This is a genomic window from Flavobacterium sp. KH_035, from assembly GCF_057839565.1.
The window spans coordinates 2,834,068-2,857,244 of the sequence record NZ_CM174492.1 but is presented as its reverse complement, the minus strand read 5'-3'; the positions used below and the strand labels follow the sequence as shown (position 1 = coordinate 2,857,244).

The following is a 23,177-nucleotide window of genomic DNA, read 5'->3' as shown; positions in this document are numbered from 1 at the left end:
GCATACCAACATTGTCCTTTTTGACAAACCTGGCTTTTCCCGATGCTTTCCTCCCACTTGTCTTTTGTGACATTATAGCCCCTGTTACTAACCTTTTATCTATCATTAGCATCTAAAGAATACCTGGCAGTTACGTTCTTTAAAATCCTTTTACATTCATAATCTAGTCCAACAATTTCAGACTATTTTACTAAATATTTAGGATTGATCAAAATTAGATTTTTTGACATTTTTTGAGCTTCAGAAACAAAGTAAATCTGCAATTCCTCACTCTGCACAAAAACGAAACTACACACCTGTTTTTCAAATCATTAATCATTTCATCTTACTAAATACAACGATAGAATTCTACCTCTAATTTACAAAATTTTTCCTAAACTTTTTCTTTTTTGAAGGCAAATTTTAAAAGAATAAAAATCAATTCTATAAATACTTTTACTAAACAACTATATTTGATTAAAATTAGCCTTTCACATGAAAAAATACCATTTGATCATTTTATTACTGTGTATTAATTTTTCGAGATCACAATCTATAAAATCTGTAGATTCTCTAACCATTGAAATCTGTAAATCATTAGTTCAAAACAAAGTGCTGGACAATGAAATCAGAATTAATACAATCAATAAGACTCATATAACTCCTTATCTGACAAAATTTAAAGACAGCACTGTAAAAAGAAGAATATTTGAACAGGTATTTTACAGATTACATAAAAATTGCAACGAATTTGTTGCGCTTTTTCCGAATGAATCTGCACAAAGCAGCTGGTCAATGCAGGATGAAAAGCCTCTCGATGAAATATCTAAAGAAGAATGCAATCGTTTTAACCAATCTTCAAAATATTATTATTTGGAACATGGAGGTGCTAAAGTAGAAGTAACTTTAAGCGATAATCTATGGATAGAAAAATTTGCCGACAATACCTTTTCAAAATTGCATTTCAGAAAGAAAAGTAATTGTGAATTTGAACTGGAATTTATTGAAAGTAACAATCTGGCACGAAAAAATTTAAGTATCAAAGGCGACAAATATTTGTACCATTTATACAAAGAAGAGAATAGAACTTACGGTGTGTATTTAAAAAATAAAGAAACCTATTATACTTTTACCGTAATTAAGCAATAAAAAGCCCGTCAGAACTACTTCTGACGGGCTTTAAAATATAATTTCACGTAGCTTATACGTGTAATGCTCTGTTGTCTGTAGCTGCCAAAGCCGCTTCTTTTATTGCTTCAGCAAAAGTTGGGTGTGCGTGGCTCATTCTTGAGATATCTTCAGCAGAAGCTTTAAATTCCATTGCAGTAACTGCCTCAGCAATTAAATCTGCAGTACGAGCTCCAATCATGTGAACACCTAAAACCTCGTCAGTCTTAGCATCAGCAATAATTTTCACAAAACCGTCAAGATCTCCACTCGCTCTTGCACGTCCTAATGCTTTGAAAGGGAAGCTTCCTACTTTGTATTCTGTTCCCGAAGCTTTTACCTGCTCTTCAGTTTGACCTACAGCAGCAACTTCCGGCCAGGTGTACACAACACCAGGAATTAAGTTATAATCGATATGTGGTTTTTGACCCGCTAAAATTTCAGCAACCATAGTTCCTTCTTCTTCAGCTTTGTGTGCCAACATTGCTCCACGAACAACGTCACCAATAGCGTAGATGTTTGGAACATTAGTTTGTAAATGATCGTTTACTTCTACCTGTCCTCTGTCAGAGATTTTAACTCCTGCTTTGTCAGCATTCAGTCCGTCTGTATACGGACGACGACCTACAGAAACTAATGAATAATCCCCTTCTAAAGTGATGGTTTCTCCTTTTGCATTTTCAGCCTGAACGACAACAGCATCTCCATTTCTTTCTACTGATTTTACTTTGTGAGAAACATAGAATTTCATTCCTTGTTTTTTCAATACTTTAGTCAATTCTTTAGACAAAGCGCTATCCATTCCAGGAATGATTCTGTCCATGAATTCAACTACAGAAACCTGAGCTCCTAAACGAAGGTAAACTTGTCCAAGCTCGATTCCGATTACTCCACCACCAATAATTACAAGGTGTTTTGGAACTTCTTTTAAAGCCAAAGCTTCAGTAGAAGTGATGATTCTTTCTTTGTCAATTTTAATAAAAGGCAAAGAAGATGGTTTTGATCCTGTAGCGATTACAGTATATTTTGCTTCAATAGTTTCAGAAGTTCCGTCAGCTTTAGCTACAGCAATGTGAGTTGCATCTACGAAGGAACCTAAACCATTAAAAACAGTAATTTTATTTTTATCCATTAAGTAGTTGATTCCACCTACGGTTTGATCTACAACGGCTTGTTTGCGCGCGATCATTTTCTCTAAATTGATTTTTACATCTCCAGAAACCTCGATTCCGTGATCTGCAAAATGCGCAATTTCTGCATAATGATGAGAAGACGATAATAATGCTTTTGAAGGAATACAACCTACGTTAAGGCAAGTTCCGCCCAAAGAGTTATACTTTTCTACAATTGCAGTTTTAAAACCTAATTGTGCGCAACGAATTGCTGATACATATCCGCCAGGACCTGAACCTATAATGACTACGTCAAATGAACTCATAGTTTGTCTATTTTATTTTTAGCGATACAAAATTAAGGAATAAAGTTTTGTTTAAAGTTTAAATCTCAATGTTTTTTGTGTGAAATTTTACTTAATGTTTTGCTTAAGATTTGACTGTCGGGTGCGCAAAGATTTGACAAGTTTCGTTTGATTTTTTTTGCTCGCAAAAGCGCAAAGGCGCAAAGTTTTTTAAGTAATGAAAGCTGATTTTGAAAATCACGCAGACTTTTTTTGCTCGCGAAGGCGCAAAGGCGCAAAGTTTTTTTGAATTATTAATATTACAAACTTCCTGCTGAAACTGGAGGCAATTCAAAAAAGAAACTAGAATCTTAGATATCCATCAAGTTTTAGACGCACTGCTGCACATTTCTGAGGAAAACCTTTGTCCCTTTGAACCTTTAAAAAATCACCGTTGAATTCTTGACCTCGCTAATCATGAACATACTTTGGGTACTTCCAATGTGCTGCAAATTTGTGAGTTTAGTGACCAGAAATTCTCTGTATGCTTCCATGTCTTTCACCAAGACTTTCAAGATATAGTCGTAATCACCGCTTACGTGGTGACACTCTAAAACTTCATTGAGTTTGATGACTTCGCTTTCGAATTTAGTGAGAAATTCTTTGGTATGCTGAATGAGTTTTAGATGACAGAAAACCACAAATCCTTTTTCGATTTTTGTTTTATCAACCAATGCTACATAGTTTTTGATGATTCCCTCACGCTCTAATTTTTTAATACGTTCGTAAACTGCTGTAACGGACAAATTGAGTTTTAAAGACAATTCTTTGGTTGTTTTTTTACTATCGGTCTGTAATAAAACCAGCAGTTTTTTATCGGTAGCATCTAAAGTCATTTCGTTGAGGATTAGTGTATTTGGTTTGTTGTTAGTGGTTTGTTATTGATGGTTAAAGTGAAAGAAAATCTATTAAATTATCTTTTATCAATCAAATTTAGATTAAAAATCACAACAAACACATTTTTATAGTTTTAAAATCTAATTATATGTTTTATAATTGATTAATTTTCTAATTAAGCCTTATTTTGAGTAGATTTTCTTTTAACAACGAAAGCCCTAGCCTTGATGGAAGTGGAAATCCTTTTGTGTCCGCCGCGGCGGACGCAAAAGATTGAAACGGACAGCAGGAATTAGCTTCTGAGAATGTCAATTTCAATGTTAATGTCAATGGGAATTTCAATAACAATTTCAACAAACCACAAACTATAAACCATTAACCACTAACTATAAACTATTAAAAAAATGAAAAACTTTAATCCAGCAGACAAAATTCAGGATTTACAATACTTTGGGGAATTTGGAGGGGTGAATCCATCGATTTCCGATTCTTCTACTTATACTTTTCTTTCGGCCAAAACTATGTTTGATACTTTTGAAGGGAACATGGAAGGCTGTTATTTGTATTCGCGTCATTCATCGCCTAGTAATTTGTATCTGGATCAGGCTATGGCAGCTATGGAAGGAACAGAAACTGCAAATGTATCGGCTTCAGGAATGGGAGCCATTACACCTACCCTGTTGCAACTTTGCGGTGCTGGCGATCATATTGTTTCAAGTAGAACAATTTATGGCGGAACCTATGCTTTTTTAAAGAATTTCGCTCCCCGTTTTGGAATTGAAACCTCCTTTGTTGACATTACCAAACTGGAGGTGGTCGAAGCTGCTATTACCCTGAAAACAAAAGTTTTGTATTGTGAAACCGTAAGTAATCCATTGTTAGAAGTAGCCGATATTGCAGGTCTTGCCCAAATTGCTAAAAAATACAACCTGAAATTAGTGGTCGATAATACGTTTTCGCCACTATCGGTTTCTCCGGCAAAACTAGGGGCCGATATTGTAATTCATAGTTTAACCAAATACATTAATGGAAGTAGCGATACTGTTGGTGGCGTAACCTGTGCTTCGAAAGAGTTTATCAATTCGCTGAAAAATGTAAACTCCGGAGCAAGTATGCTACTAGGCCCTACAATGGACAGTTTGCGATCGGCTTCGGTGATGAAGAACTTGCGCACGCTTCATATTCGCGTCAAGCAACATAGTCATAATGCACACGTTCTGGCCGATAAATTTGAAAAAGACGGCTTAAAAACGGTTTACCCAGGCTTAAAAAGCCACCCAAGTCACGAATTGTACAAAACAATGATTAATCCGGAATATGGTTTTGGAGGTATGATGACAATTGACGTTGGGACTTTGGCAAAAGCCAATGAACTGATGGAATTAATGCAGGCCAGAAATTTGGGTTATCTGGCAGTAAGTTTAGGTTTTTACAAAACACTATTCAGTGCACCTGGAACTTCGACTTCGAGCGAAATTCCGCTAGAAGAACAAGCCGAAATGGGTTTAACAGACGGCTTAATTCGTTTCTCTATTGGTCTTGATAATGATATTGAACGCACTTACGAAATGATGAAGGCTTGTATGATTGAACTTGGGATCTTGCATTCCACCGAGATTCGAAAAGAAGTTTTCACAGAGATTCGCTAAGTTTTCTTCTGTAATAAGCTTAATCTTTTTTCCACGCAGATTATAGCAGATTATCTTTTTAGATTATAAATAGATTTGTGCCGATCTGCTTAGATCTTTTTAAATGTGCGTGAAACAAAAATTTCTTTAATCTCTGGCAAAATAAAAAGCCGTTCTGAAAATCACTTCTCAGAACGGCTTATCTCTTTTATATTCTTAAGTTATAAGGTTTCTACATTCAGTTTACTGTTTTTACGACTGAAGCCAAAGTAAATACAAAGACCAATAAGTAACCAAACTGTGAAATAAATCCAGTTCCATACACTTAATTCAGCCATCATATACAAACAACAGATTAACCCTAAAAGCGGAATCAATGATAAATTTTGTTTGAAAGCCCAAACTGTCAAGCCAACCAGAACAAGTAAGAAGATCCACATTGGAATTTTATGCTTGAACAAGCTGAATCCGCTTTCGAATTTTAAGGAATCACTAATTGGTAAACCTTTTACAACCTCAGCATACTTCGCATCATCCGACTGATATTGGCTTAGTAAATGCTCTAAATCGGCTGTTTCTGAAGTTTTATTTTGTACATCAATACTTTTTAGATAATTGAAAACTTTTTCGGACTCACTTTTATCCAATGATGTAATAATATCTGCCGGGCTATTAATTTGAGTCTCGTTTGTAATAAAGCTCATAGTGGCTTTTTTATTATATCCGAAGGCAAAAACTAATCCGATGGTCAATAAAACCGGCATTATGTATTTGGAATTGATATATGGTGTTTTAAACTTTCCTCTTGGAATCTCAGGTTTGTTTTGCAATACCAAAACTCCGGCACAAACCAATACAAACGCAAACAAAGTTCCAATACTACATAAATCTGTTACCATGGTAAGATTTAAGAATAAGGCCGGAACAGCAACCACAAAACCGGTTACAACCGTGGCATAAGAAGGTGTTTTGAATTTTGGATGTACACGTGAGAAACGTTTTGGCAATAATCCGTCACGACTCATACTCATCCAGATACGAGGTTGTCCCATTTGAAATACCAATAAAACGCTGGCCATTGCCACTACCGCACTTACTGCAATAATTCCGGACATCCATTTTAAGTCTAATTTTTCGAATACAAATGCTAACGGATCCCCTACATTTAATTCATTATAACGTACCATTCCGGTAAGAACCAAGGCAATGGCAATGTACAAAATCGTACAAATAATAATCGCCCACATCATTCCGCGTGGTAAATCTCTTTGTGGATTTTTACATTCCTCAGCTGTGGTAGAAATAGCATCAAAACCAATGTAAGCAAAGAATACTGCCGAAACACCTTTTAGTACACCACTTACTCCATTTGGTGCAAACGGATCCCAGTTGGCTGTATCTACATAAAATATACCTACTGCAATTACCAAAAGTACAATACAAAGCTTCACCACCACCATAATATTACTTGCATTACGGGATTCTTTCATTCCACGGTAAATCAATGCTGTAATTAAAATGATGATTAATAAAGCTGGAAGATCGGCTACAAAATGAAAAGAGCCAAATAAAACCGGTGAAGTCGTCCAGGCCGTATAAGCCGATTGCAAGGCTGGCTCTAAGTTATCAAAAGCTTTTCCGCTGTGCATCAGAGCAGTTGCGTTATTAAATCCGTTTGAGGCGGTTAAATAATCCATTTGAACCCATTGCGGGAGGTGTATGCCTCCGCTGGCGAGCAGTCCGGTAAAATAATCACTCCACGATATCGCAACGGTTATATTTCCAACCGAATATTCCATGATTAGCGCCCAACCAATAACCCAGGCTATAATTTCACCAAATGCCACATACGAATACGTATATGCACTTCCTGAAACGGGTACCATTGAGGCAAATTCAGCATAAGCAAAAGCAGCAAAACTACAAGCCACTGCTGTAAATAAAAACAAAAATATAACAGCTGGTCCACCGTCTGCACTGGCTTTTCCGATCGTACTAAAAATTCCGGCACCAACAATAGCAGCGATTCCGAAGGCGGTTAAATCCCTGGCAGTTAAGTGTTTTCCTAATGCATTATGACCGTCTGCATCGTTCTTTGCAACTTGCTTCAGAATATCTTGTACCGTTTTTTTTCGGAATAAACCTGATAATGCCATATATGATTTTGCTTTTAAAATTAATTTAATTCGGTCTTTGTGGTTTTATTTTGCAAATAATGCAAAAATTATCCTGATTTCAAATATATAAAACGATTTTGTTTTGCACTGCTTTTTGTGATGAATTATTTTGCCCACGGATTGTTGCGGATTACACAGAGTCACACTGGTTTTTTTTTCACGCAGATTTTAAAAAGATCTAAGCAGATACGCGCAAATTTTATTTATTCTAATCTGCTTTGATCAGCAAAATCTGCGTGAAACGAAAAAATTCGTGCTAATTCGTGAAATTCGCAGCTAACACACTTTACTTCAGGCAATTTCTTAAAATACTTACCGGATGCTGTGCTTCCCTGTTCGTTCCGTCATAAATTTGGTGACGGCAACTGGTTCCTGCTGCAGCGATTTTTACATCCTGAGCGGTCGCTCTTACTTTTGGAAACAACGTATCTTCTCCCATTTGCATGCTCACCTGATAATGCTCTTTTTCATAGCCAAAGGACCCTGCCATTCCGCAACAGCCCGAATTGTAAATCGTAACCGTATTGTTCACTGGTAAATTCAGCATGGCAAAAGTCGCTTCAACCGAACTCAGTGATTTCTGATGGCAATGTCCGTGAATCTTAATTTCTTTCTTTTCTCCTGAAAAAGAATCAGCCGTAATCTTACCTTCGATACTTTCTTTTTTAAAGAATTCTTCTATCGTAAAAGCATGCTGCGCTACTTTTCCGGCCGCTTCCTTATCGGTTGCCAGACGTAAATATTCGTCCCTAAACGTTAAAATCGCCGAAGGTTCAATTCCAATTAAAGGTGCTTTTTCTGAAACTAAATCCTTAAAAACAGCCACATTGATATCTGCAATTTTCTTCGCTTCTTCCAGAAATCCTTTCGACAAATAGGTTCTTCCGCTTTCTTCATGATCGACGATTAAAACTTCGTAACCTAATTTCGTCAGTAATTCAAAAGCGTCGATTCCGATATTGACATCGTAGTAATTCGTGAACTCATCATTAAACAAATACACTTGTCCGTTGGGGAAATTCTTTTGCTGCGGTTTATGCTTTTCGTACCATTTTCTAAATGTCTTTTTCGCCAATAGCGGAACCTGTCTTTCCGGCGCAATTCCCATGCTTTTTTTCACAAGGGACTGATTGGAAATAAAATTCGTAATCGACGGAAACAAGCTTCCCATCTTATTCAGTTTGGCGTTGTGTGCAAAAATTTTGTTTCGGGTCGAAAAGCCGTTCGCTTTTTGATATTGGTATAAAAATTCTGCTTTCAGCGTGGCTACGTCTACATTACTCGGACACTCACTGGCACAGGCTTTACAGCTCACACACAATTCAAAAACTTCGTAAAGCTCTTTCTGGTCGAATTTATTTTCTTTCTCTGAATAGGTCAAATATTCGCGTAAGGCATTCGCCCTCGCGCGCGTGGTTTCTTTTTCGTTTTTGGTGGCTCGATAACTCGGACACATCGCTCCTCCTGCCGACGGCAATTTTCTGCAATCACCGGAACCGTTGCATTTTTCGGCAGCACGCAAAATCCCTAAACTATCCGAGAAATCCTGAAACGTTTTAATATCCGGTTCAACTCTGCCCGAAACAACACGATGATTCTCGTCCATTTTTAAGGCATTCACAATCTTACCGATATTCAAAGCCGAGTTCGGATCAAACGCTAACTTGATTCGTTTCAGCAATTCATAATTCGTTTCGCCAATCATGTACGGAATAAACTCACCGCGCACGATTCCGTCGCCATGTTCTCCACTCAGAGATCCTCTGTATTTTTTAACCAAAATTGCTACATCTGTCGCAATGGTTCTAAAGAGTTTTAAGTCGGATGTTTTCTTCAAATTCAGCACTGGACGCAAGTGTAGCTCACCCGCTCCAGCATGTGCATAATAAATTGCCTCTTGTCCGTGTCGCAGCATCATCGCCGAAAACTCAGCAATATAAGCCGGTAGATCACTCAATTCAACAGCAGTATCTTCGATGGAATCGGCCGCTTTATTGTCTCCTACAATACTTCCTAAAAGTCCGAGACCGGCTTTACGAAGCTCGTTTACTTTTTCGATATCGGCACCATAAATTTTAACAAGCGCGTAGCCGAAATTGTTTTTCTCTAAATCGGCTACTAAAGCGTTGGCCTGACTTTCCGCATCAGCGGCATCGTGCGAAGCTACTTCAAACAGCATAATCGCTTTGGGTTCCCCCACTAAAAAGAACCTGTTTTTAGATTGCTCGCGATTCGTTTTAGTACAATCCAAAATCGTATCGTCGATCATTTCAGCGGTGTACAAATGATGTTTCATCGCTACCACAACAGACTCCAGCGATTCCTGAATACTATGATAATGCGCCACCACCATAATATTATTGGCGGGTGGCAAATCGTCTACTTTTAATGTAATTTCGGTCGTAAAAGCCAGGGTTCCTTCACTTCCGCAAAGCAACTTTCCCAGATTGATGGTGGGTTCTGTCCCCCCAAACAAATCTGATTTTAGCAGAATATCCACGGCATAACCTGTATTCCTTCTGTGAATTTCCGGCTTCGGAAACTCTTTTATAATTTCGTCCTGCGTTGCTTTTACCGAAAGTTCGTCGTAAATGCTTTTGTAAATTTTATTTTCTAAGGTATCCCCTTTGGTTTTTTCGATAAATTCAGCCGAAGTTAGCTCTTTAAAAACCGTCGCTGAACCATCGCTCAAAATGGCTTTGATTTCGACAATTTTGTCACGCGTTACTCCATAACGAATCGAAGTGGTTCCGGACGAATTGTTCCCCACCATTCCGCCAATCATACATCGATTGGAAGTCGAAGTATTGGGTCCGAAAAATACGCCGTGAGGTTTCAGGAATAAATTCAGTTCATCGCGAATGACACCGGGTTGCACCGTAACCGTTTTTTTAATCGGGTCAAAATCCAGAATCTTGGTGAAATTCTTCGAAACATCGACCACAATTCCATCGCCAACCGTTTGTCCGGCAAGAGAAGTTCCAGCTGTTCTTGGTGTAACCGAAATATGATGTTGTCCCGCAAACCGAATTAATTTACTAATGTCTTCGATTGTTTTGGGTACTGCGACTGCTTTTGGCCGGATCCGATATACCGAAGCATCGGTTGAATAAAGTGTTTTATGAAGATCGTCGTATAAAAGTGTTCCTTCTAAAGATTCTGATAAGTGTTGTAACTCCTTAATTATTGACATTATAACTTAATTTATGGACTAAAACGGATTCAGTGAATTACAAAAATAGTTTTTTTTAAAGGTTCTGATGCTCTTTTTTTGAGATTCTAAGGCTCTAAGAAGCTAAGGTTCTAAGTTTTTTCTTTGATTGTGTCTTTTTGAATTGGAATTTGGATTTTTTTTATTGGAATTTCGCCCCAATTGTTACCCTGAGCTTAGTCTAAGGCCTATAAAACCAATATTTCAATACAACCATTTTGCAATTTGGAATTTCAAAAATTGAAAATTACATTTGAGTTACAAATTTCCAATATATGAACCAGCCAAACAGAATCTATTTTTTAGGAAATCCATATCCAAATGGTCACACTTTAGAACAATTTAAATGGAACGGAAGAATCGAAGAAGATGAATCGATTTGGTTTGATTTTCATTTAAAAACAGATGCTTATTATACCGAAGATCGATCCGAAGACGACGATGAAGAATATAAAGGTGACTGGCATTCCAAAGGAGTCTGGGGCAATTTTCATCAATGTACAATGTCTTCAACACATTGGGGAGATTATGGAATTAAAATCAATAAAACTTCACAAAAAACTGTTTTCAATGATTTTATAAAAGATGATTTATTGGCAGACACTTTTCCCCTTGATGATGATTTTGATTATGACGAAATAGCATTCGGAATTTATTTATTAGGACACGATACCTGCGCCAATCATAGAATAAAAATTACTCCCACAGCTCAAAACAAATATGATATTGAATGGACTGGAAAAATTGCTTTAACCTATTCCGGAGCCAACGAATTTAAACATGATTTTGAACTTCTTCTTCATAATACTGAATTCGATGGTTTTTATTATCCTAAATCCTGGTCGCACGAAAAAGCAGCCGATTTCTTTAAAACTAATTTTGAAGATTTTGAAGAATACGAATTTGTCGACCTCAACCCAAAAAGCAAAAAACGAGAATACAAATTCCAAAAGAAATAAATCTCTTTCACCCCAATTGTCACCCTGAGCGGAGTCGAAGGCTAATGAAATTTTTTGAGGTTCTGAGACTCTAAGAAGCTAAGGTTCTAAGTTTTTTTCTTTGATTGTGTCTTTTGGGATTTGGGATTTTTTTATTGGAATTTCCAGAAGCTAATCCTGCTGTCCTTCCAATCTTTTGTGTCCGCCGCGGCGGACACAAAAGGATTTTCCCTCCCATCAGGGCTAGGGCTTTTGGTGTTACAAGAAAACATTAATTGATAGGAAAAGACGGTTCTTGAATATTTTCGAAACAATACCGTTAATTTATACCAAATCCTTCATTGAAATATTAGATAAATTTTCTTGAGACTTTAAAAGCAATTCATCAATGTTCTCAGCGATAAAAATAAAGTCTTTTTGATCTACTAATATTTCAATCCATTTTGGTCTTGCAATTGAGAAGCCATCGTCGTAAATAGCAACATTTACAAAATTCCAAATATTTGAATTTACTCCATTTTCTTCAAAATTTGGTTGAATTATAATTGCTTTCATTATATCATTTTCTATCCAATCAATTCTTCGTTCTTCAAATGTTCCTAATACTTCCGGATAATCAGGTCGATCTTTAGCCAACCTCCCATTAAGCTTACTTGCTAAATCAACCAGTTTTGAATCTATGTTTTTAAATCTACTCATTTTTTACTCAAATTTATGTATGACAAGATTTCTATTGAAAAAATTAATCGATAAGAAAAGACGGTTCTTGAATTACTCTATAACTCATAAAAACACATCCAAAAGGAGGTTTTTCTGTATTCTCAACAATCACCCAATCTAATATTCCTTTATTTATAAGTTGATACAATTCATATTCGATATATTCTGGACTATAATTTAATTTTTGATACTCCGGATGCGTTCTAACAAACTCCGAAAATTTCCATTGTGAAAACTTAATTTCATTTATCGAAATATCATAGTCATAAATAACACCTTCTTTTTTGGCTGTACAGCCACTTCCGTGAAACCAATATTCAATTCCATCGATAGTTCCTTTTCTTTCAAAAAAAGTGTTCGAAAACGAACATGGATTTATATCCTGTTTATATTTCTTTTTTAATAAAGTTTCAAATGTTCTTATAAAACTGATATAGTCTGCTACTATTTTTTCGATCATAATTTATAGCAAATTCCTAATTTGAATTATTTATGCAACCTTAATATTGTAAACGTAAAGAGCTATTTCCTTTAAAAGCAAAAAGAAACAACGTAATTAAAACCACACAGAAAACTAGAGAATAAGATCTTAAATGTTTATTGATAACGCTTGGAATCTCAAAAGTAATGGTAAATAAATACAGAAAAAGTCCCGCGAAAAATAAACCAAAAGTAGAAATAAGCATAAAAAGAGAACCTTCACCAACCACAACTTGTTTCAAAGTAATAATTTCCTGAATTGTATAAAAAAGAAAATATATAAACCAAACCCAATATAAAAAATGGAATAAATATGCGAATGTGCTTTTCATGTTTTTATTTAATCGTTACAAATATTATCTAAAATTCGAATTTAACCTATTTTCTATAATACTTGGAATTAATTCAAAACTTATTTCTACGCCCTGTAAACTATGTTTTCTATCTTAAATCAATTACTTTCTTAATTAGCTGCAAAACTCCTATTGATTACTTAGGCTTTTACTATATTTGCCTTTCCTAATTTACAGAATCATGACATCTAAAAAACTTTTGCCCATGTGGTATGGTGGCGGTATTGGAAACAACCGTAACACTTCTGTAAGTGTAGGACACCTTAGCCATGTGGGTTTTATATTTCCTAAAATTACAGAGTTATGAGTACCAAAAATCTTTCACAAGAAGCCGAAATCAGGCTAACCAATTTCTTCAACAACAGTATTGACCCAAAAGAAATGGCGAAAGCCATAAGGCAAGTCAATTACATCCTTGCCTTAGGAGTTTTAAGAGAGCATGAAACGCTTAAAAATGAAGTTAACAATCTCGAAAACAGCTTTTATTGGCTCAATGAATTAGCCGAAGTTTTAAATCCTTATTTGGATGAGGAGTAATAACTATTTTTAAAATTAACAATGAAACCTCGGTCTTTTTAGGAGCGAGGTTTTGTTATTTTTAAATCTATATTATGAATCTGTTTTGCAGAATTACTTTTTAAAATCAAATTATAGCAATACATTTAATCCATTATATTAAAATCTAAACTTCATGATAGAACTAATAATCGAAATATTAACATATATTGGATTACTTAAATCCTCAAAAGATACAAAGAACGAAAAAACGAAGTAAGCAATCTCGAAAACAGCTTTTATAGGTTCAATGAATTATTCGAAGTTTTAAATCCTTATTTGGATGAGGAATAGATTGCTAATTTTAAATTAACAACAAAAATTAAAACCTCGATCTTAAAAATCGAGGTTTTAATTTTTGTTGTTTTAGATTTTCTTACACGCGCTCTGCGAAGTCTCTCGACTTCGTAGCGACAACAATGATCGAACAAATTCAAAAAACATCTAGATTATTGGAACGGGTACGAAGTCGGGAGACTTCGCACAGCGGGAATGAACAAAAAACCTCGATTTTAAAAGATCGAGGCTTTTTGTTCATTTCGTTTCGTTGAATCTACCATTTCAAACGATAGTGCAAACAGAGGATTTATCTATTTAAATAAATTGATAATTTTACGACCAATACTAAATTTTGATACTGAATCAACTTCTTCATGTTCAACATCAATATAATTATTATCTTCTATATATTTTAAAAATACTCGTTTTATTTGTTTGTTTATATCACGCATATTTTCATATTTCGATACATTTATCAATCTTGTAAAATAATCAATAGTATTATCTGGAAACTCAATACTAAATTCTTGCTTAACTTTTTTCACTAAACTTTCAACTCTAAATTCAATATATTTCTCTTTATCTTTATTACTAAGTAAGGTAAACATACATTTATAATCAAATCTAGATCGCAGTTCAGGGGAAATTCTTTTAGGAAAATCTTCTTTACTAATATTCGAAGTAAAAACAATAATGAAACCATTGAGGTCAATTTCATCCCCTAATGAATTTGTCATCTTACCACTTTCCAAAACATCCAGAAAATAATTAAATAGAGAAGCGTTTGATTTTTCAAATTCATCAATTAAAAGAATACCAACATCAGTATCTCTAACTTTCATAAATATTTCACCATCATCACTACCTATATATCCTCGAGCAGATCCGATTAAAGAACTTAATGAAAATTCATTACTATAATTCCCAAAATTGATTTTAGCTAATTTCTTTTTACCATTAAGGCAATTAAAAATAGTTCTGGCTACTTCTGTTTTTCCAACTCCTGAATCTCCCATTAAAAACAAAGAAAGTATTTTATGCTCACCTAATTTATTAAAAATTCTAAAAGTATTTATTTGTTCTTCTAAATCATCTTTAAATTTAGGATGTCCATATAACTTTTCTCTAAAAGTTGAAAAAAAAGCTGCAATAGCGTCGTCATCTAAATCAATAATTTTATTATGTCTTTTCTTTTGTTTTATTTCACCTAAATCATTATCTAAATTGACTTCTTTTTTTAAATAGCTTTTTTCTACATCAGCAAATATTTCAAAAAGAAATCTTAATTCATATGACAAAAGTTTTTTATGTTTTTTATCCGCAATAAAAATAGTATCATCTGCAAAAAGAGGCAATACTTGCTCCGGTAATAATTGAAGACTCGTATATTCTGAAAGAACGGAAAGATCAACAATCTCCTTTTCTGAATTTAGTTCTTGAATTAACTCATTATCTTTTATAAATTTAGAAATACTAACAATGGAACAACCTTCACTGTATTTCAATTCCTTGTAATCAAAAAAATCATCTTTCTCATAAAACAACAACTCTGACTTCATTTCTTAGTTCTTTTTTAATAAAATATTCACGTTTTGAACGATTGCTAATAAATCAATATAATGAAAGTCATTTCCATCTCCTGAACTTTTAAAATCAAAAGGAGTACTATTAACGTTTTGAGTTGTATAATGACTATCTTGTATTTCCTCATCATCTTTGTTGGTATTAAAGGAATTTTGAAGTTGACCTATCTCTTGAAAATACTCAAAAGAATTCTTTAAATCATCAACTTTTATTTTTCCTTTATAAAGTCCCACTATGGAAACTTTTCCAACAAATAGATCATCTACACTATAAGAACTTTCAAATTCGCTTTCAAATGTCAAAGGAATTTTAAACAGAATCTTATTATCTAGATTTTCTTTCTCACCTTTAATCTTATAAGCATAGTCTTTAAACATTGAATTGAAAAGATTATTCAGATCCATTCCATTAGTTCCTGGTGCTACTAAATCTTTAAAAGCTCCACCATTCATAAATTTAACCATTCTTAGCTCACTTTCATTTTCAAGGGAAAGTTTTACATTATCTAATTTAATAAGTTCTCCTTCTTCAATTTTTTCAAAAGAGACTATTGTATTACTATTTTTTACAACCTCATCCAGAATTACAGATTTAGTTGTCTTAATTTCAAAAGTTTCTAAAACCTTTTTTGAATTTGTACCTTTAACATTTCCACCAGATTCGATATCACCTAACTTAAACAAATCCATGAAATTCAATCCAAATTTTGCTTTTAATGATATATCACCTTCAACACTATTATCTTTCGTTATTTCTTTACCTAACGAAAAAACATTGTTTAACATCATTTTTATTTCATAAACTTTAGGAAAATTAATGTAGTATATATTAAATATCATATTCTTAAAAATTAATTAATAATAGTTTTCACTTTTATAAGCTAAAAGACAGATTCTGTCAGATTTTAGTCTTATCGCACCATACTAAGGGGCTCGTGCGGGAACAGAGATTAAAACCTAATACAAAATATAATCTTGTATTAGGTCTTAAATAATTATTACCAATTTCTTTTCAAAAAATCAATTATTTCATTTTTCATTACAACATTAGAAGGTAATTTCTGTCTTACTAATTTCTCAAGTTTATGTAAATCATTCTTGTTTGCAAATAACACATTTGCATTAAGATATGAATTTGCGAAATCTAGCACTTCATACCCTTCATCTCTATCTAATTTAATTCTATCAATTGTTCCGATATAAGGACCATCTCCTCCGTCTCGTTTCCATGTATACTCATTTTCATAGAGCATATCAGCTTTTTTAAAATTTGCCATAATAAATATTTAAAGTTAATTTTCAAATGTAAATTACTGATCTAGATCTTTTTTACGGAAAACCTTTTTCTCAAATAAAAATCAGAATTTCTCAAAAATATCAATTAACCATTCTAAACAACCACGTACAAATACCTGTTTATTCAAAAAAAGCTGCACAATTCCAGCAGCAATTAGAATCACACAGCAGCAAAAAAAAACCGCATAAAAACGCAATTTCACCTACACAACCCTCACCCCGGCCTCCACAAAGCTTCTAATCTTAGCACTCTTAGGATTCAGCTCGGTAACGATCGCATCTACTTTGTCGAGACCACAAACCTGATGTGGCATTTTGCCGTTAATTTTATCAGAAGTCGCGAGCACAATTACTTTATCGGAAGCTTTAATCATTTCTTTTTTGATGATTGAAACTTCATATCCCATTTCGGTAAGTCCCTGATTGACATCTAAACTACTCACTCCCAAGAAACAAACATCGGCTCTTATTTTAGACAAAACCTGAACCACATCGATGCCCACGGTTACCATGGCTTTTTTCTGTAGTTTTCCGCCAATAAAGATCAGTTCGATATTAGGATGCTGCGACAATTGCATGGCTATAGGAAGACTGTACGTATATATGGTAGCCGAAAAATCAATTGGAATAAGTTTACAAAAAGACAAATTGGTAGTTCCTCCGGTCATGATAATCACCTGACCTTCATCAAGAAACGACAAGGCCTTTTGTCCTACTACAATCTTTTTGTCTTCATTGATAATGGTAATATCAAATACATTATTGGATTTCTCCTTTACCGGAAAGGCAGCTCCATATACCTTATTGATCAGCCCTTTGTTGTGCAACTCATTAAAATCTCTGCGTATGGTATCCTCAGAGATGCTGAGCTCTGCGGCAAGATCGATCGTGTTTATCTTTTCGACACTCTTGAATTTATCCATGATAAACTGATGTCTTTCTTTTTTAAGCATTTTAACTTTTTTGAACAAATATAAATTATAATGCGTTATTATGCATCATTCAATCTAAATTATTTACAAATTATCCTACACAAGCCCTAAAATACTAAAAACAAAAAATAAAAATGCATTATTATGCGTTTTATAACATAAAACATAAAAAGTTTGCATTAAATCGCATTTATTAAAATTAATTCTTATATTTAGAATCTCTAACCAAACAAATATTTTAAAAATGAAAAGACTATTATTTATTCTATTTGGAATTATTTTGTTTGCGCAGCCCATTTTTGCGCAGTCAAAAACCGTATCCGGTACCATTACCAGTACTACCGACGGACTTTCTCTTCCAGGAGTATCCGTTTTGATTGAAGGTACTTCTAAAAGCACGACAACTGATTTAGACGGAAAATTCAGCATCGCAGTAAAAGAAAACGAAACGCTCGTTTTTAGTTTTGTAGGATTTGCTTCGAAGAAAATTAAAATTTCAGCAAACACAACTTCCATCAACCTAAAAATGGCCGAAGAAACAAATGCCCTTTCCGAAGTGGTTGTACTGGGTTCCACCGTACGCGCTACCCGTAAAGAGCTTGGAAATGCCGTAACCAGTTTAAAAGGAGAAGATTTGGTTAAAGCACAACCCGGAGGGCTTTCGACAGCTTTGCAGGGGAAAATTGCTGGTGCTCAGGTTTCTCAAAACTCGGGTGATCCTGCGGGAGGTTTCAGCATCAAACTGAGAGGAACTTCCTCGATATTAGGTTCTTCAGATCCTTTATATGTTATTGACGGTGTGGTTTTAAACAACGCTACTACCAACGTAACCAACTTAAACGTAACGACCGGAAACTCCAACATGCAGATTGGTCAGAACAGATCTGCCGACATTAACCCAAACGACATACAAAGCGTTGAGGTGTTAAACGGAGGTGCTGCAGCCGCAATTTACGGATCGAGAGCGGCCAACGGCGTGGTCTTGATTACGACTAAAAAAGGAGTCGCAGGAGAAACCAGATATACTTTTTCAACCAGTGTGACGTCTAACCAAATCCGAAAAAAACTGGACATGAACATGTCTGACAAACAGTTTGTAAGCACCTCTCCGGCCCTGTTCCCAATTCAGGAAAATCCAGCAAGTCCAACCACAGTTACGGTTTTAGGCCGAAACCTTGAAACCAGAACAACTAACGTACAACGATACGACTATCAGGATGATATCTTTAATACCGGCGTTGGAACCGATACTTATTTCTCGCTGCAAGGTGGAGACGAAAAAACCAAATATTTTGCCTCTCTTGGCTATTTAGTAAACGAAGGAATTATAAAAAATACCGATTTTAAAAGAGCCGGAGCCAAAGTAAGATTGAAACATGACTTCAATTCGAAACTATCCGCTACGGTGGGATTAAATTATATCAACTCAAGTTCGAATGAAAAACCGGACGGGAATGTTTTCTGGAGTCCGATTAATGCGATCAACATTACCAATAATATCTACGACATCAATCAAAGAGATGTAAACGGTAATCTGCTGGCGGTTGATCCCAACAGGGTGAATCCGCTTTCGATTATCGAAACTTTCAAAATCAAACAAAATACAGACCGTATTATCTCTGATTTACAATTAAACTATACGCCGTTTAAAAATTTCAATGCCGATTTGATTTTTGGTATAGACAATTACAATCAAAGAGGAAATGTGTTCATTCCGAGATATCCGTATGTTGTGAATCCTGCCTATTACAATGACGGTTATGTTTCTGAAGCGACCAACAGAGTGGTACAATTCAACAACGATTTGAATTTAAGATACCTTTGGAATATTAACGACAAATGGAAAGCTACTACTTACGGAGGTTACAACCTGCAAACCTACCGCGATAATTTTGTGGCGGTTGAAGGTCGTAACTTAAAACCATTTATCGAAACCATAAATGCTTTTAATACGCTGATTCCTGGTTCACCAAGTTCTAGCCAGTCCAAATATAACTTATGGGGTTACTACCTTCAGGAAACTGTTGGTTACAAAGACAAATTGTACCTAACGATTGCCGGAAGACAGGATGCTTCGACTATTTTTTCGAGCGCCAACCGTTCACAATTTTATCCAAAAGCGAGTGTGAGTTATGTGTTTTCAGATGAACCCTTCATGCAAAGCATTCACGATGCCGTAAGTTCAGTACGTTTTAGAGCTTCATGGGGAAAATCAGGAAGTTTAACGGCAATTAAACCTTATGCCCGATTTACCAATTATTCTACAGGAACACTTTTAGGAAACAGTGCTTTTACTATTGAAGGATTTAAACAAGGAAATCTAGATTTGAGACCGGAACAAAGTGTTACGTATGAAATTGGAGGTGATTTTGGTTTTATCAAAGACCGTCTGAATTTATCGTTCAGTTATTACAATGCTGACATTGACGATTTGCTATTGCCGGTTCAATTGGCTGCTTCTGAAGGAGCTACCAATACGATTAAAAATATCGGACAAATGAACAACAAAGGATTCGAAATCAATTTGAAATACGCTTTAATCAAAAAAGAAAACCTTAATCTTGATGTTTTTGTAAACTACAGCAGCAACCGAAACAAAGTAACTGGATTACCACAAACCCGTTTCAAACTGGATAGTAACTTAGCCGGAGCTCCTGTTTTTGTGGAGATGGACAAACCAATCGGAATTTTCTACGGAACTTACTTTGCCCGAAATTCCGATGGAAGCTTATTGCTGACACCTTCCGGATATCCGCAAACCGAAAAAGGAGATGTAAATACCGGAGCACCACAAAGAGATGCTTCAGGACAGCCAACAGGAACCATTTTGAACAAACAAATTGGTAATCCGAATCCGGATTACATCATCGCATTCGGAGCGAATCTGAATTACAAGAAATTTGGTCTTTCGGTATTATTTGATGGTGTTCAGGGCGTAGATGTTTTTGATGCCGATTACAGAACCAGACAAGGTGTAGGATCAGGTAAAATAGTTACTCAGGAACTTAACGGCGAATTACCACGTGGGTATATCTGGTCGGTTTATAATGTGGAAGAGTTTAGAGTGGTAGACGGAAGTTATCTGAAATTAAGAGAAGTTTCGCTTAATTATTCTTTTGGAAAATTAAACAAATTCTTTGACGATTTAACCGTTACAGCCAGTGGAAGAAACCTGATCTCCTGGGATAATTTTACCAGTTTCGATCCGGAAACCAACTCGGGCGGACAATCTTCGGTTGCGAAATACAATTTTGGAACGGTGCCAATTCCAAGTTCTTACTCCTTGGCGGTAAAAGTTCAATTTTAATCAAATCAAAACATCATGAAAAAAATATTCATCCCTATAGTTGCTCTTACATTGCTTTTAACGAGCTGTAATGAAGATTATTTAGACCCAACCAAACCCTCTCAGGAATTAGTTTTTGGAACCCGAGAGGGAATTATTGGTGCTGCCAACGGACTACAACTGCTTTGGAGCGTTGACCGGACAAGCCCCGTTTACAATACCATTACCGGAAACGGATTCACTACAAAAGAACTGCGACTGTTAAATGCCGGAAATGTCGATGAAGGCGAACTTTCTGTAGGTGGCGGTGTACTTTCGACCAAAAATCAGGTTGTAAACAATCTATGGTCACAGTGTTTGGTGATTAAATCTGAATCACAAAAAGTAATCGATAATGTCAACATATTAACTTCAGATACCGAAAAAGCCAGTGTTCTGGTTCATGCCTCTATTTTTAAGGCAATGGCGCTTACAACCCTGGTACAATATTTTCAAAGCGTACCCTTAAAAACAGGCAAAAATTCCACTTTTGATTCCAGAGCGGATGTATTAACAGAAGCTATCAAAATTTTAAAACTAACAGAACCACTACTGGACAAAGCGACCGGAGCCCCTGGTTTGGTAAGTAGCATTAATTACAAAAATACTGTTTATGCGCTATTGGCCAGAACGTATTTGATGGCAGGAGATTACGACAATGCGATTGCTTATGCCGGTATGGTTGATTTGTCTGTAAAATCAGTATTTGCTTTTGATCAGATTAGCGCGAATCCGATTGCTTATATTTCGATCACAACCAACAATGTTTTTCAGCCCGTTGATCTGACTTTGGGATTACCTGCTGCTTTAGCCCCTTCAAATACTGACGGAAGACTGAATTTTTACATCAAACCGGGTTCAAATCCAACAGTTGCCACAGGATTTTTTGATTCGAATACCAAATCAATTCCATTGTATTTACCAGGCGAAATGATGCTGATTAAAGCCGAAGGTTATGCCCGAAAAGACAATTTACCTCAGGCACTTATCGAACTAAATAAGGTTTTAACCAAAACAACCGGAGCAGATACCTATGGCATTGGTGCCAATCTTCCGCCATACACGGGTGCTGTAACCAAACCTGCTATTTTAAACGAAATTTACCGCAACCGCTGTATCGAGATGTACATGTCGAGCCTAAAACTGGAAGACAGCAGAAGATTTGACCGCCCGGGAGCAGGAACAGCCGGTGCCGAAAGAAACCGTAACTGGTATCCTTATCCGGATTCTGAAAGAAACAACAATACGAATACCCCTGTTGATCCGGCTATCTAAAAAATGGTAAAATCGAGGCATAACCCTATGCCTCGATTTTTATAAAACAACCACAACTTATTTGTTATGCAAAACAAAATTCCCGAAACCGAACAAGAATCCCTTTATAAGAATCTGGATCAGATGAGCACCAAAGAACTGCTCGTCAACATCAACACAGAAGACAAAAAGGTACCTCATATTGTTGAAAAACAAATTCCGAAGATTGAAAAACTAGTCAAAGCCATTGTAAAAAAAATGCAATTGGGCGGACGCTTATTTTACATTGGTGCCGGAACTTCAGGACGCATCGGTATTCTGGATGCCTCCGAATGTCCTCCTACTTTTGGAGTATCCCATGATATGATTATCGGAATTATTGCGGGAGGCGATACCGCCATTAGAAAAGCCGTAGAAAAGGCCGAAGACGATACCGAGCAGGCCTGGAAAGATTTATCACGACATCAGATCTCGAGTTTAGATTTTATAATTGGAATCGCTGCTTCCGGAAACACTCCCTACGTACTGGGCGGACTCCAAAAAGCCAAAGAAAACAATATAAAAACCGGAAGTATTTCCTGTATTAGCAACGGTCTCATTGCTCAGGTTGCCGATTATCCTATTGAAGTAGTTGTAGGTCCGGAATTCCTAACCGGAAGTACCCGCATGAAAGCCGGAACAGCACAAAAACTAACTTTAAACATGATCTCAACCTCGGTTATGATCAAACTGGGAAGAATCAAAGGCAACAAAATGGTTGACATGCAATTGTCTAACGAAAAACTAGTAAAAAGAGCCATTAAAATGATCATGGAAGAACTTCATATCGAACACGATCTAGCAGCTGAACTACTGGAGAAACACAAAAGTGTGAGGGCCGTTTTGCCGCAAAATAACGCTAAGAAATAAACTCTTTACTACTATGGTGAATAAATTTCCCGAAAAGTTTATGTCTTTTCGAGGGACGAGACTCGAGCGATAGCGAACAGACGGAGTAAATCTCCATT

The 23,177-nt window shown here is 35.7% G+C and carries 17 protein-coding genes; 7 read left to right on the top strand and 10 right to left on the bottom strand.

The features are described from left to right. The first annotated feature begins 474 nt into the window (after positions 1–474). Positions 475–1,128: a hypothetical protein gene (locus tag AC3IS6_RS11665; RefSeq protein WP_489159509.1), complete on the top strand. Its 654-nt coding sequence runs from the start codon at positions 475–477 to the stop codon at positions 1,126–1,128. A 52-nt stretch (positions 1,129–1,180) separates the two neighbouring features. Here AC3IS6_RS11665 and lpdA read toward each other — a convergent pair whose 3' ends face one another. Together lpdA and AC3IS6_RS11655 are read right to left on the bottom strand one after the other, a co-directional pair. Next, the gene (gene lpdA / locus AC3IS6_RS11660) at positions 1,181–2,584 is read right to left on the bottom strand and encodes a dihydrolipoyl dehydrogenase (RefSeq protein WP_489159507.1); all 1,404 of its coding nucleotides are present in this window, start codon (positions 2,582–2,584) and stop codon (positions 1,181–1,183) included. A gap of 398 nt (positions 2,585–2,982) precedes the next feature. Then, a complete protein-coding gene (locus AC3IS6_RS11655) occupies positions 2,983–3,438 on the bottom strand; it encodes an Lrp/AsnC family transcriptional regulator (RefSeq protein WP_489159505.1) in 456 nt (151 codons plus the stop codon). A 405-nt stretch (positions 3,439–3,843) separates the two neighbouring features. Between AC3IS6_RS11655 and AC3IS6_RS11650 the strand changes: the two genes are divergently transcribed. Continuing rightward, entirely contained in the window at positions 3,844–5,088 is a 1,245-nt protein-coding gene (locus AC3IS6_RS11650) for an aminotransferase class I/II-fold pyridoxal phosphate-dependent enzyme (protein ID WP_489159504.1), read from the top strand. 200 nt (positions 5,089–5,288) lie between these two features. Here AC3IS6_RS11650 and AC3IS6_RS11645 read toward each other — a convergent pair whose 3' ends face one another. Further along, entirely contained in the window at positions 5,289–7,223 is a 1,935-nt protein-coding gene (locus AC3IS6_RS11645; protein WP_489159502.1) for an amino acid permease, read from the bottom strand. A 307-nt stretch (positions 7,224–7,530) separates the two neighbouring features. Continuing rightward, positions 7,531–10,437, bottom strand: a complete 2,907-nt coding sequence (locus AC3IS6_RS11640; protein WP_489159501.1) for an FAD-binding and (Fe-S)-binding domain-containing protein — start codon at positions 10,435–10,437, stop codon at positions 7,531–7,533. Positions 10,438–10,730: 293 nt separating this feature from the next. On the opposite strand from AC3IS6_RS11640, the gene AC3IS6_RS11635 reads away from it, so the two are divergent. Continuing rightward, complete coding sequence (locus AC3IS6_RS11635; protein ID WP_489159499.1) at positions 10,731–11,414, top strand: hypothetical protein; 684 nt, start codon at positions 10,731–10,733, stop codon at positions 11,412–11,414. A 303-nt stretch (positions 11,415–11,717) separates the two neighbouring features. Here the strand turns inward: AC3IS6_RS11635 and AC3IS6_RS11630 are convergent, their stop codons facing one another. Together AC3IS6_RS11630 and AC3IS6_RS11625 are read right to left on the bottom strand one after the other, a co-directional pair. Next, on the bottom strand, positions 11,718–12,092 hold the full coding sequence (locus tag AC3IS6_RS11630) for a hypothetical protein (RefSeq protein WP_489159498.1): 375 nt from the start codon (positions 12,090–12,092) through the stop codon (positions 11,718–11,720). Between the two features lie 43 nt (positions 12,093–12,135). Next, positions 12,136–12,573 carry a DUF6896 domain-containing protein gene (locus AC3IS6_RS11625; RefSeq protein ID WP_489159496.1) on the bottom strand — a complete coding sequence of 146 codons (438 nt, stop codon included), beginning with the start codon at positions 12,571–12,573 and terminating at the stop codon, positions 12,136–12,138. A 676-nt stretch (positions 12,574–13,249) separates the two neighbouring features. Here AC3IS6_RS11625 and AC3IS6_RS11620 point away from each other — a divergent pair. Then, positions 13,250–13,483, top strand: a complete 234-nt coding sequence (locus tag AC3IS6_RS11620; RefSeq protein WP_489159495.1) for a hypothetical protein — start codon at positions 13,250–13,252, stop codon at positions 13,481–13,483. 608 nt (positions 13,484–14,091) lie between these two features. On the opposite strand, the gene AC3IS6_RS11615 is transcribed toward AC3IS6_RS11620, so the two are convergent. The 4 genes from AC3IS6_RS11615 to AC3IS6_RS11600 form a co-directional block, all read right to left on the bottom strand. Continuing rightward, the gene (locus AC3IS6_RS11615) at positions 14,092–15,339 is read right to left on the bottom strand and encodes an AAA family ATPase (protein ID WP_489159493.1); all 1,248 of its coding nucleotides are present in this window, start codon (positions 15,337–15,339) and stop codon (positions 14,092–14,094) included. 3 nt (positions 15,340–15,342) lie between these two features. Beyond that, entirely contained in the window at positions 15,343–16,203 is an 861-nt protein-coding gene (locus AC3IS6_RS11610; RefSeq protein ID WP_489159491.1) for a hypothetical protein, read from the bottom strand. Between the two features lie 158 nt (positions 16,204–16,361). Beyond that, complete coding sequence (locus tag AC3IS6_RS11605; RefSeq protein WP_489159489.1) at positions 16,362–16,640, bottom strand: hypothetical protein; 279 nt, start codon at positions 16,638–16,640, stop codon at positions 16,362–16,364. A 222-nt stretch (positions 16,641–16,862) separates the two neighbouring features. After that, on the bottom strand, positions 16,863–17,612 hold the full coding sequence (locus AC3IS6_RS11600; RefSeq protein WP_489159487.1) for a DeoR/GlpR family DNA-binding transcription regulator: 750 nt from the start codon (positions 17,610–17,612) through the stop codon (positions 16,863–16,865). A 223-nt stretch (positions 17,613–17,835) separates the two neighbouring features. Here AC3IS6_RS11600 and AC3IS6_RS11595 point away from each other — a divergent pair, with 223 nt between their 5' ends. The 3 genes from AC3IS6_RS11595 (at position 17,836) to murQ (ending at position 23,079) form a co-directional block, all read left to right on the top strand. Then, positions 17,836–20,898 (top strand): SusC/RagA family TonB-linked outer membrane protein, encoded by a 3,063-nt coding sequence (locus AC3IS6_RS11595; protein WP_489159485.1) that lies wholly within the window; start codon positions 17,836–17,838, stop codon positions 20,896–20,898. Between the two features lie 15 nt (positions 20,899–20,913). After that, positions 20,914–22,191 (top strand): RagB/SusD family nutrient uptake outer membrane protein, encoded by a 1,278-nt coding sequence (locus AC3IS6_RS11590; RefSeq protein WP_489159483.1) that lies wholly within the window; start codon positions 20,914–20,916, stop codon positions 22,189–22,191. Between the two features lie 66 nt (positions 22,192–22,257). After that, the gene (gene murQ / locus AC3IS6_RS11585) at positions 22,258–23,079 is read left to right on the top strand and encodes an N-acetylmuramic acid 6-phosphate etherase (RefSeq protein ID WP_489159481.1); all 822 of its coding nucleotides are present in this window, start codon (positions 22,258–22,260) and stop codon (positions 23,077–23,079) included. The last annotated feature ends 98 nt before the right edge of the window (positions 23,080–23,177 follow it).

Bases quoted from the DNA above. Each gene is read 5' to 3' on its own strand.
- AC3IS6_RS11665 (WP_489159509.1), top strand. From the start codon at position 475: ATGAAAAAATACCATTTGATCATTTTATTACTGTGTATTAATTTTTCG.
- lpdA (WP_489159507.1), bottom strand. From the start codon at position 2,584: ATGAGTTCATTTGACGTAGTCATTATAGGTTCAGGTCCTGGCGGATAT.
- AC3IS6_RS11655 (WP_489159505.1), bottom strand. From the start codon at position 3,438: ATGACTTTAGATGCTACCGATAAAAAACTGCTGGTTTTATTACAGACC.
- AC3IS6_RS11650 (WP_489159504.1), top strand. From the start codon at position 3,844: ATGAAAAACTTTAATCCAGCAGACAAAATTCAGGATTTACAATACTTT.
- AC3IS6_RS11645 (WP_489159502.1), bottom strand. From the start codon at position 7,223: ATGGCATTATCAGGTTTATTCCGAAAAAAAACGGTACAAGATATTCTG.
- AC3IS6_RS11640 (WP_489159501.1), bottom strand. From the start codon at position 10,437: ATGTCAATAATTAAGGAGTTACAACACTTATCAGAATCTTTAGAAGGA.
- AC3IS6_RS11635 (WP_489159499.1), top strand. From the start codon at position 10,731: ATGAACCAGCCAAACAGAATCTATTTTTTAGGAAATCCATATCCAAAT.
- AC3IS6_RS11630 (WP_489159498.1), bottom strand. From the start codon at position 12,092: ATGAGTAGATTTAAAAACATAGATTCAAAACTGGTTGATTTAGCAAGT.
- AC3IS6_RS11625 (WP_489159496.1), bottom strand. From the start codon at position 12,573: ATGATCGAAAAAATAGTAGCAGACTATATCAGTTTTATAAGAACATTT.
- AC3IS6_RS11620 (WP_489159495.1), top strand. From the start codon at position 13,250: ATGAGTACCAAAAATCTTTCACAAGAAGCCGAAATCAGGCTAACCAAT.
- AC3IS6_RS11615 (WP_489159493.1), bottom strand. From the start codon at position 15,339: ATGAAGTCAGAGTTGTTGTTTTATGAGAAAGATGATTTTTTTGATTAC.
- AC3IS6_RS11610 (WP_489159491.1), bottom strand. From the start codon at position 16,203: ATGATATTTAATATATACTACATTAATTTTCCTAAAGTTTATGAAATA.
- AC3IS6_RS11605 (WP_489159489.1), bottom strand. From the start codon at position 16,640: ATGGCAAATTTTAAAAAAGCTGATATGCTCTATGAAAATGAGTATACA.
- AC3IS6_RS11600 (WP_489159487.1), bottom strand. From the start codon at position 17,612: ATGCTTAAAAAAGAAAGACATCAGTTTATCATGGATAAATTCAAGAGT.
- AC3IS6_RS11595 (WP_489159485.1), top strand. From the start codon at position 17,836: ATGAAAAGACTATTATTTATTCTATTTGGAATTATTTTGTTTGCGCAG.
- AC3IS6_RS11590 (WP_489159483.1), top strand. From the start codon at position 20,914: ATGAAAAAAATATTCATCCCTATAGTTGCTCTTACATTGCTTTTAACG.
- murQ (WP_489159481.1), top strand. From the start codon at position 22,258: ATGCAAAACAAAATTCCCGAAACCGAACAAGAATCCCTTTATAAGAAT.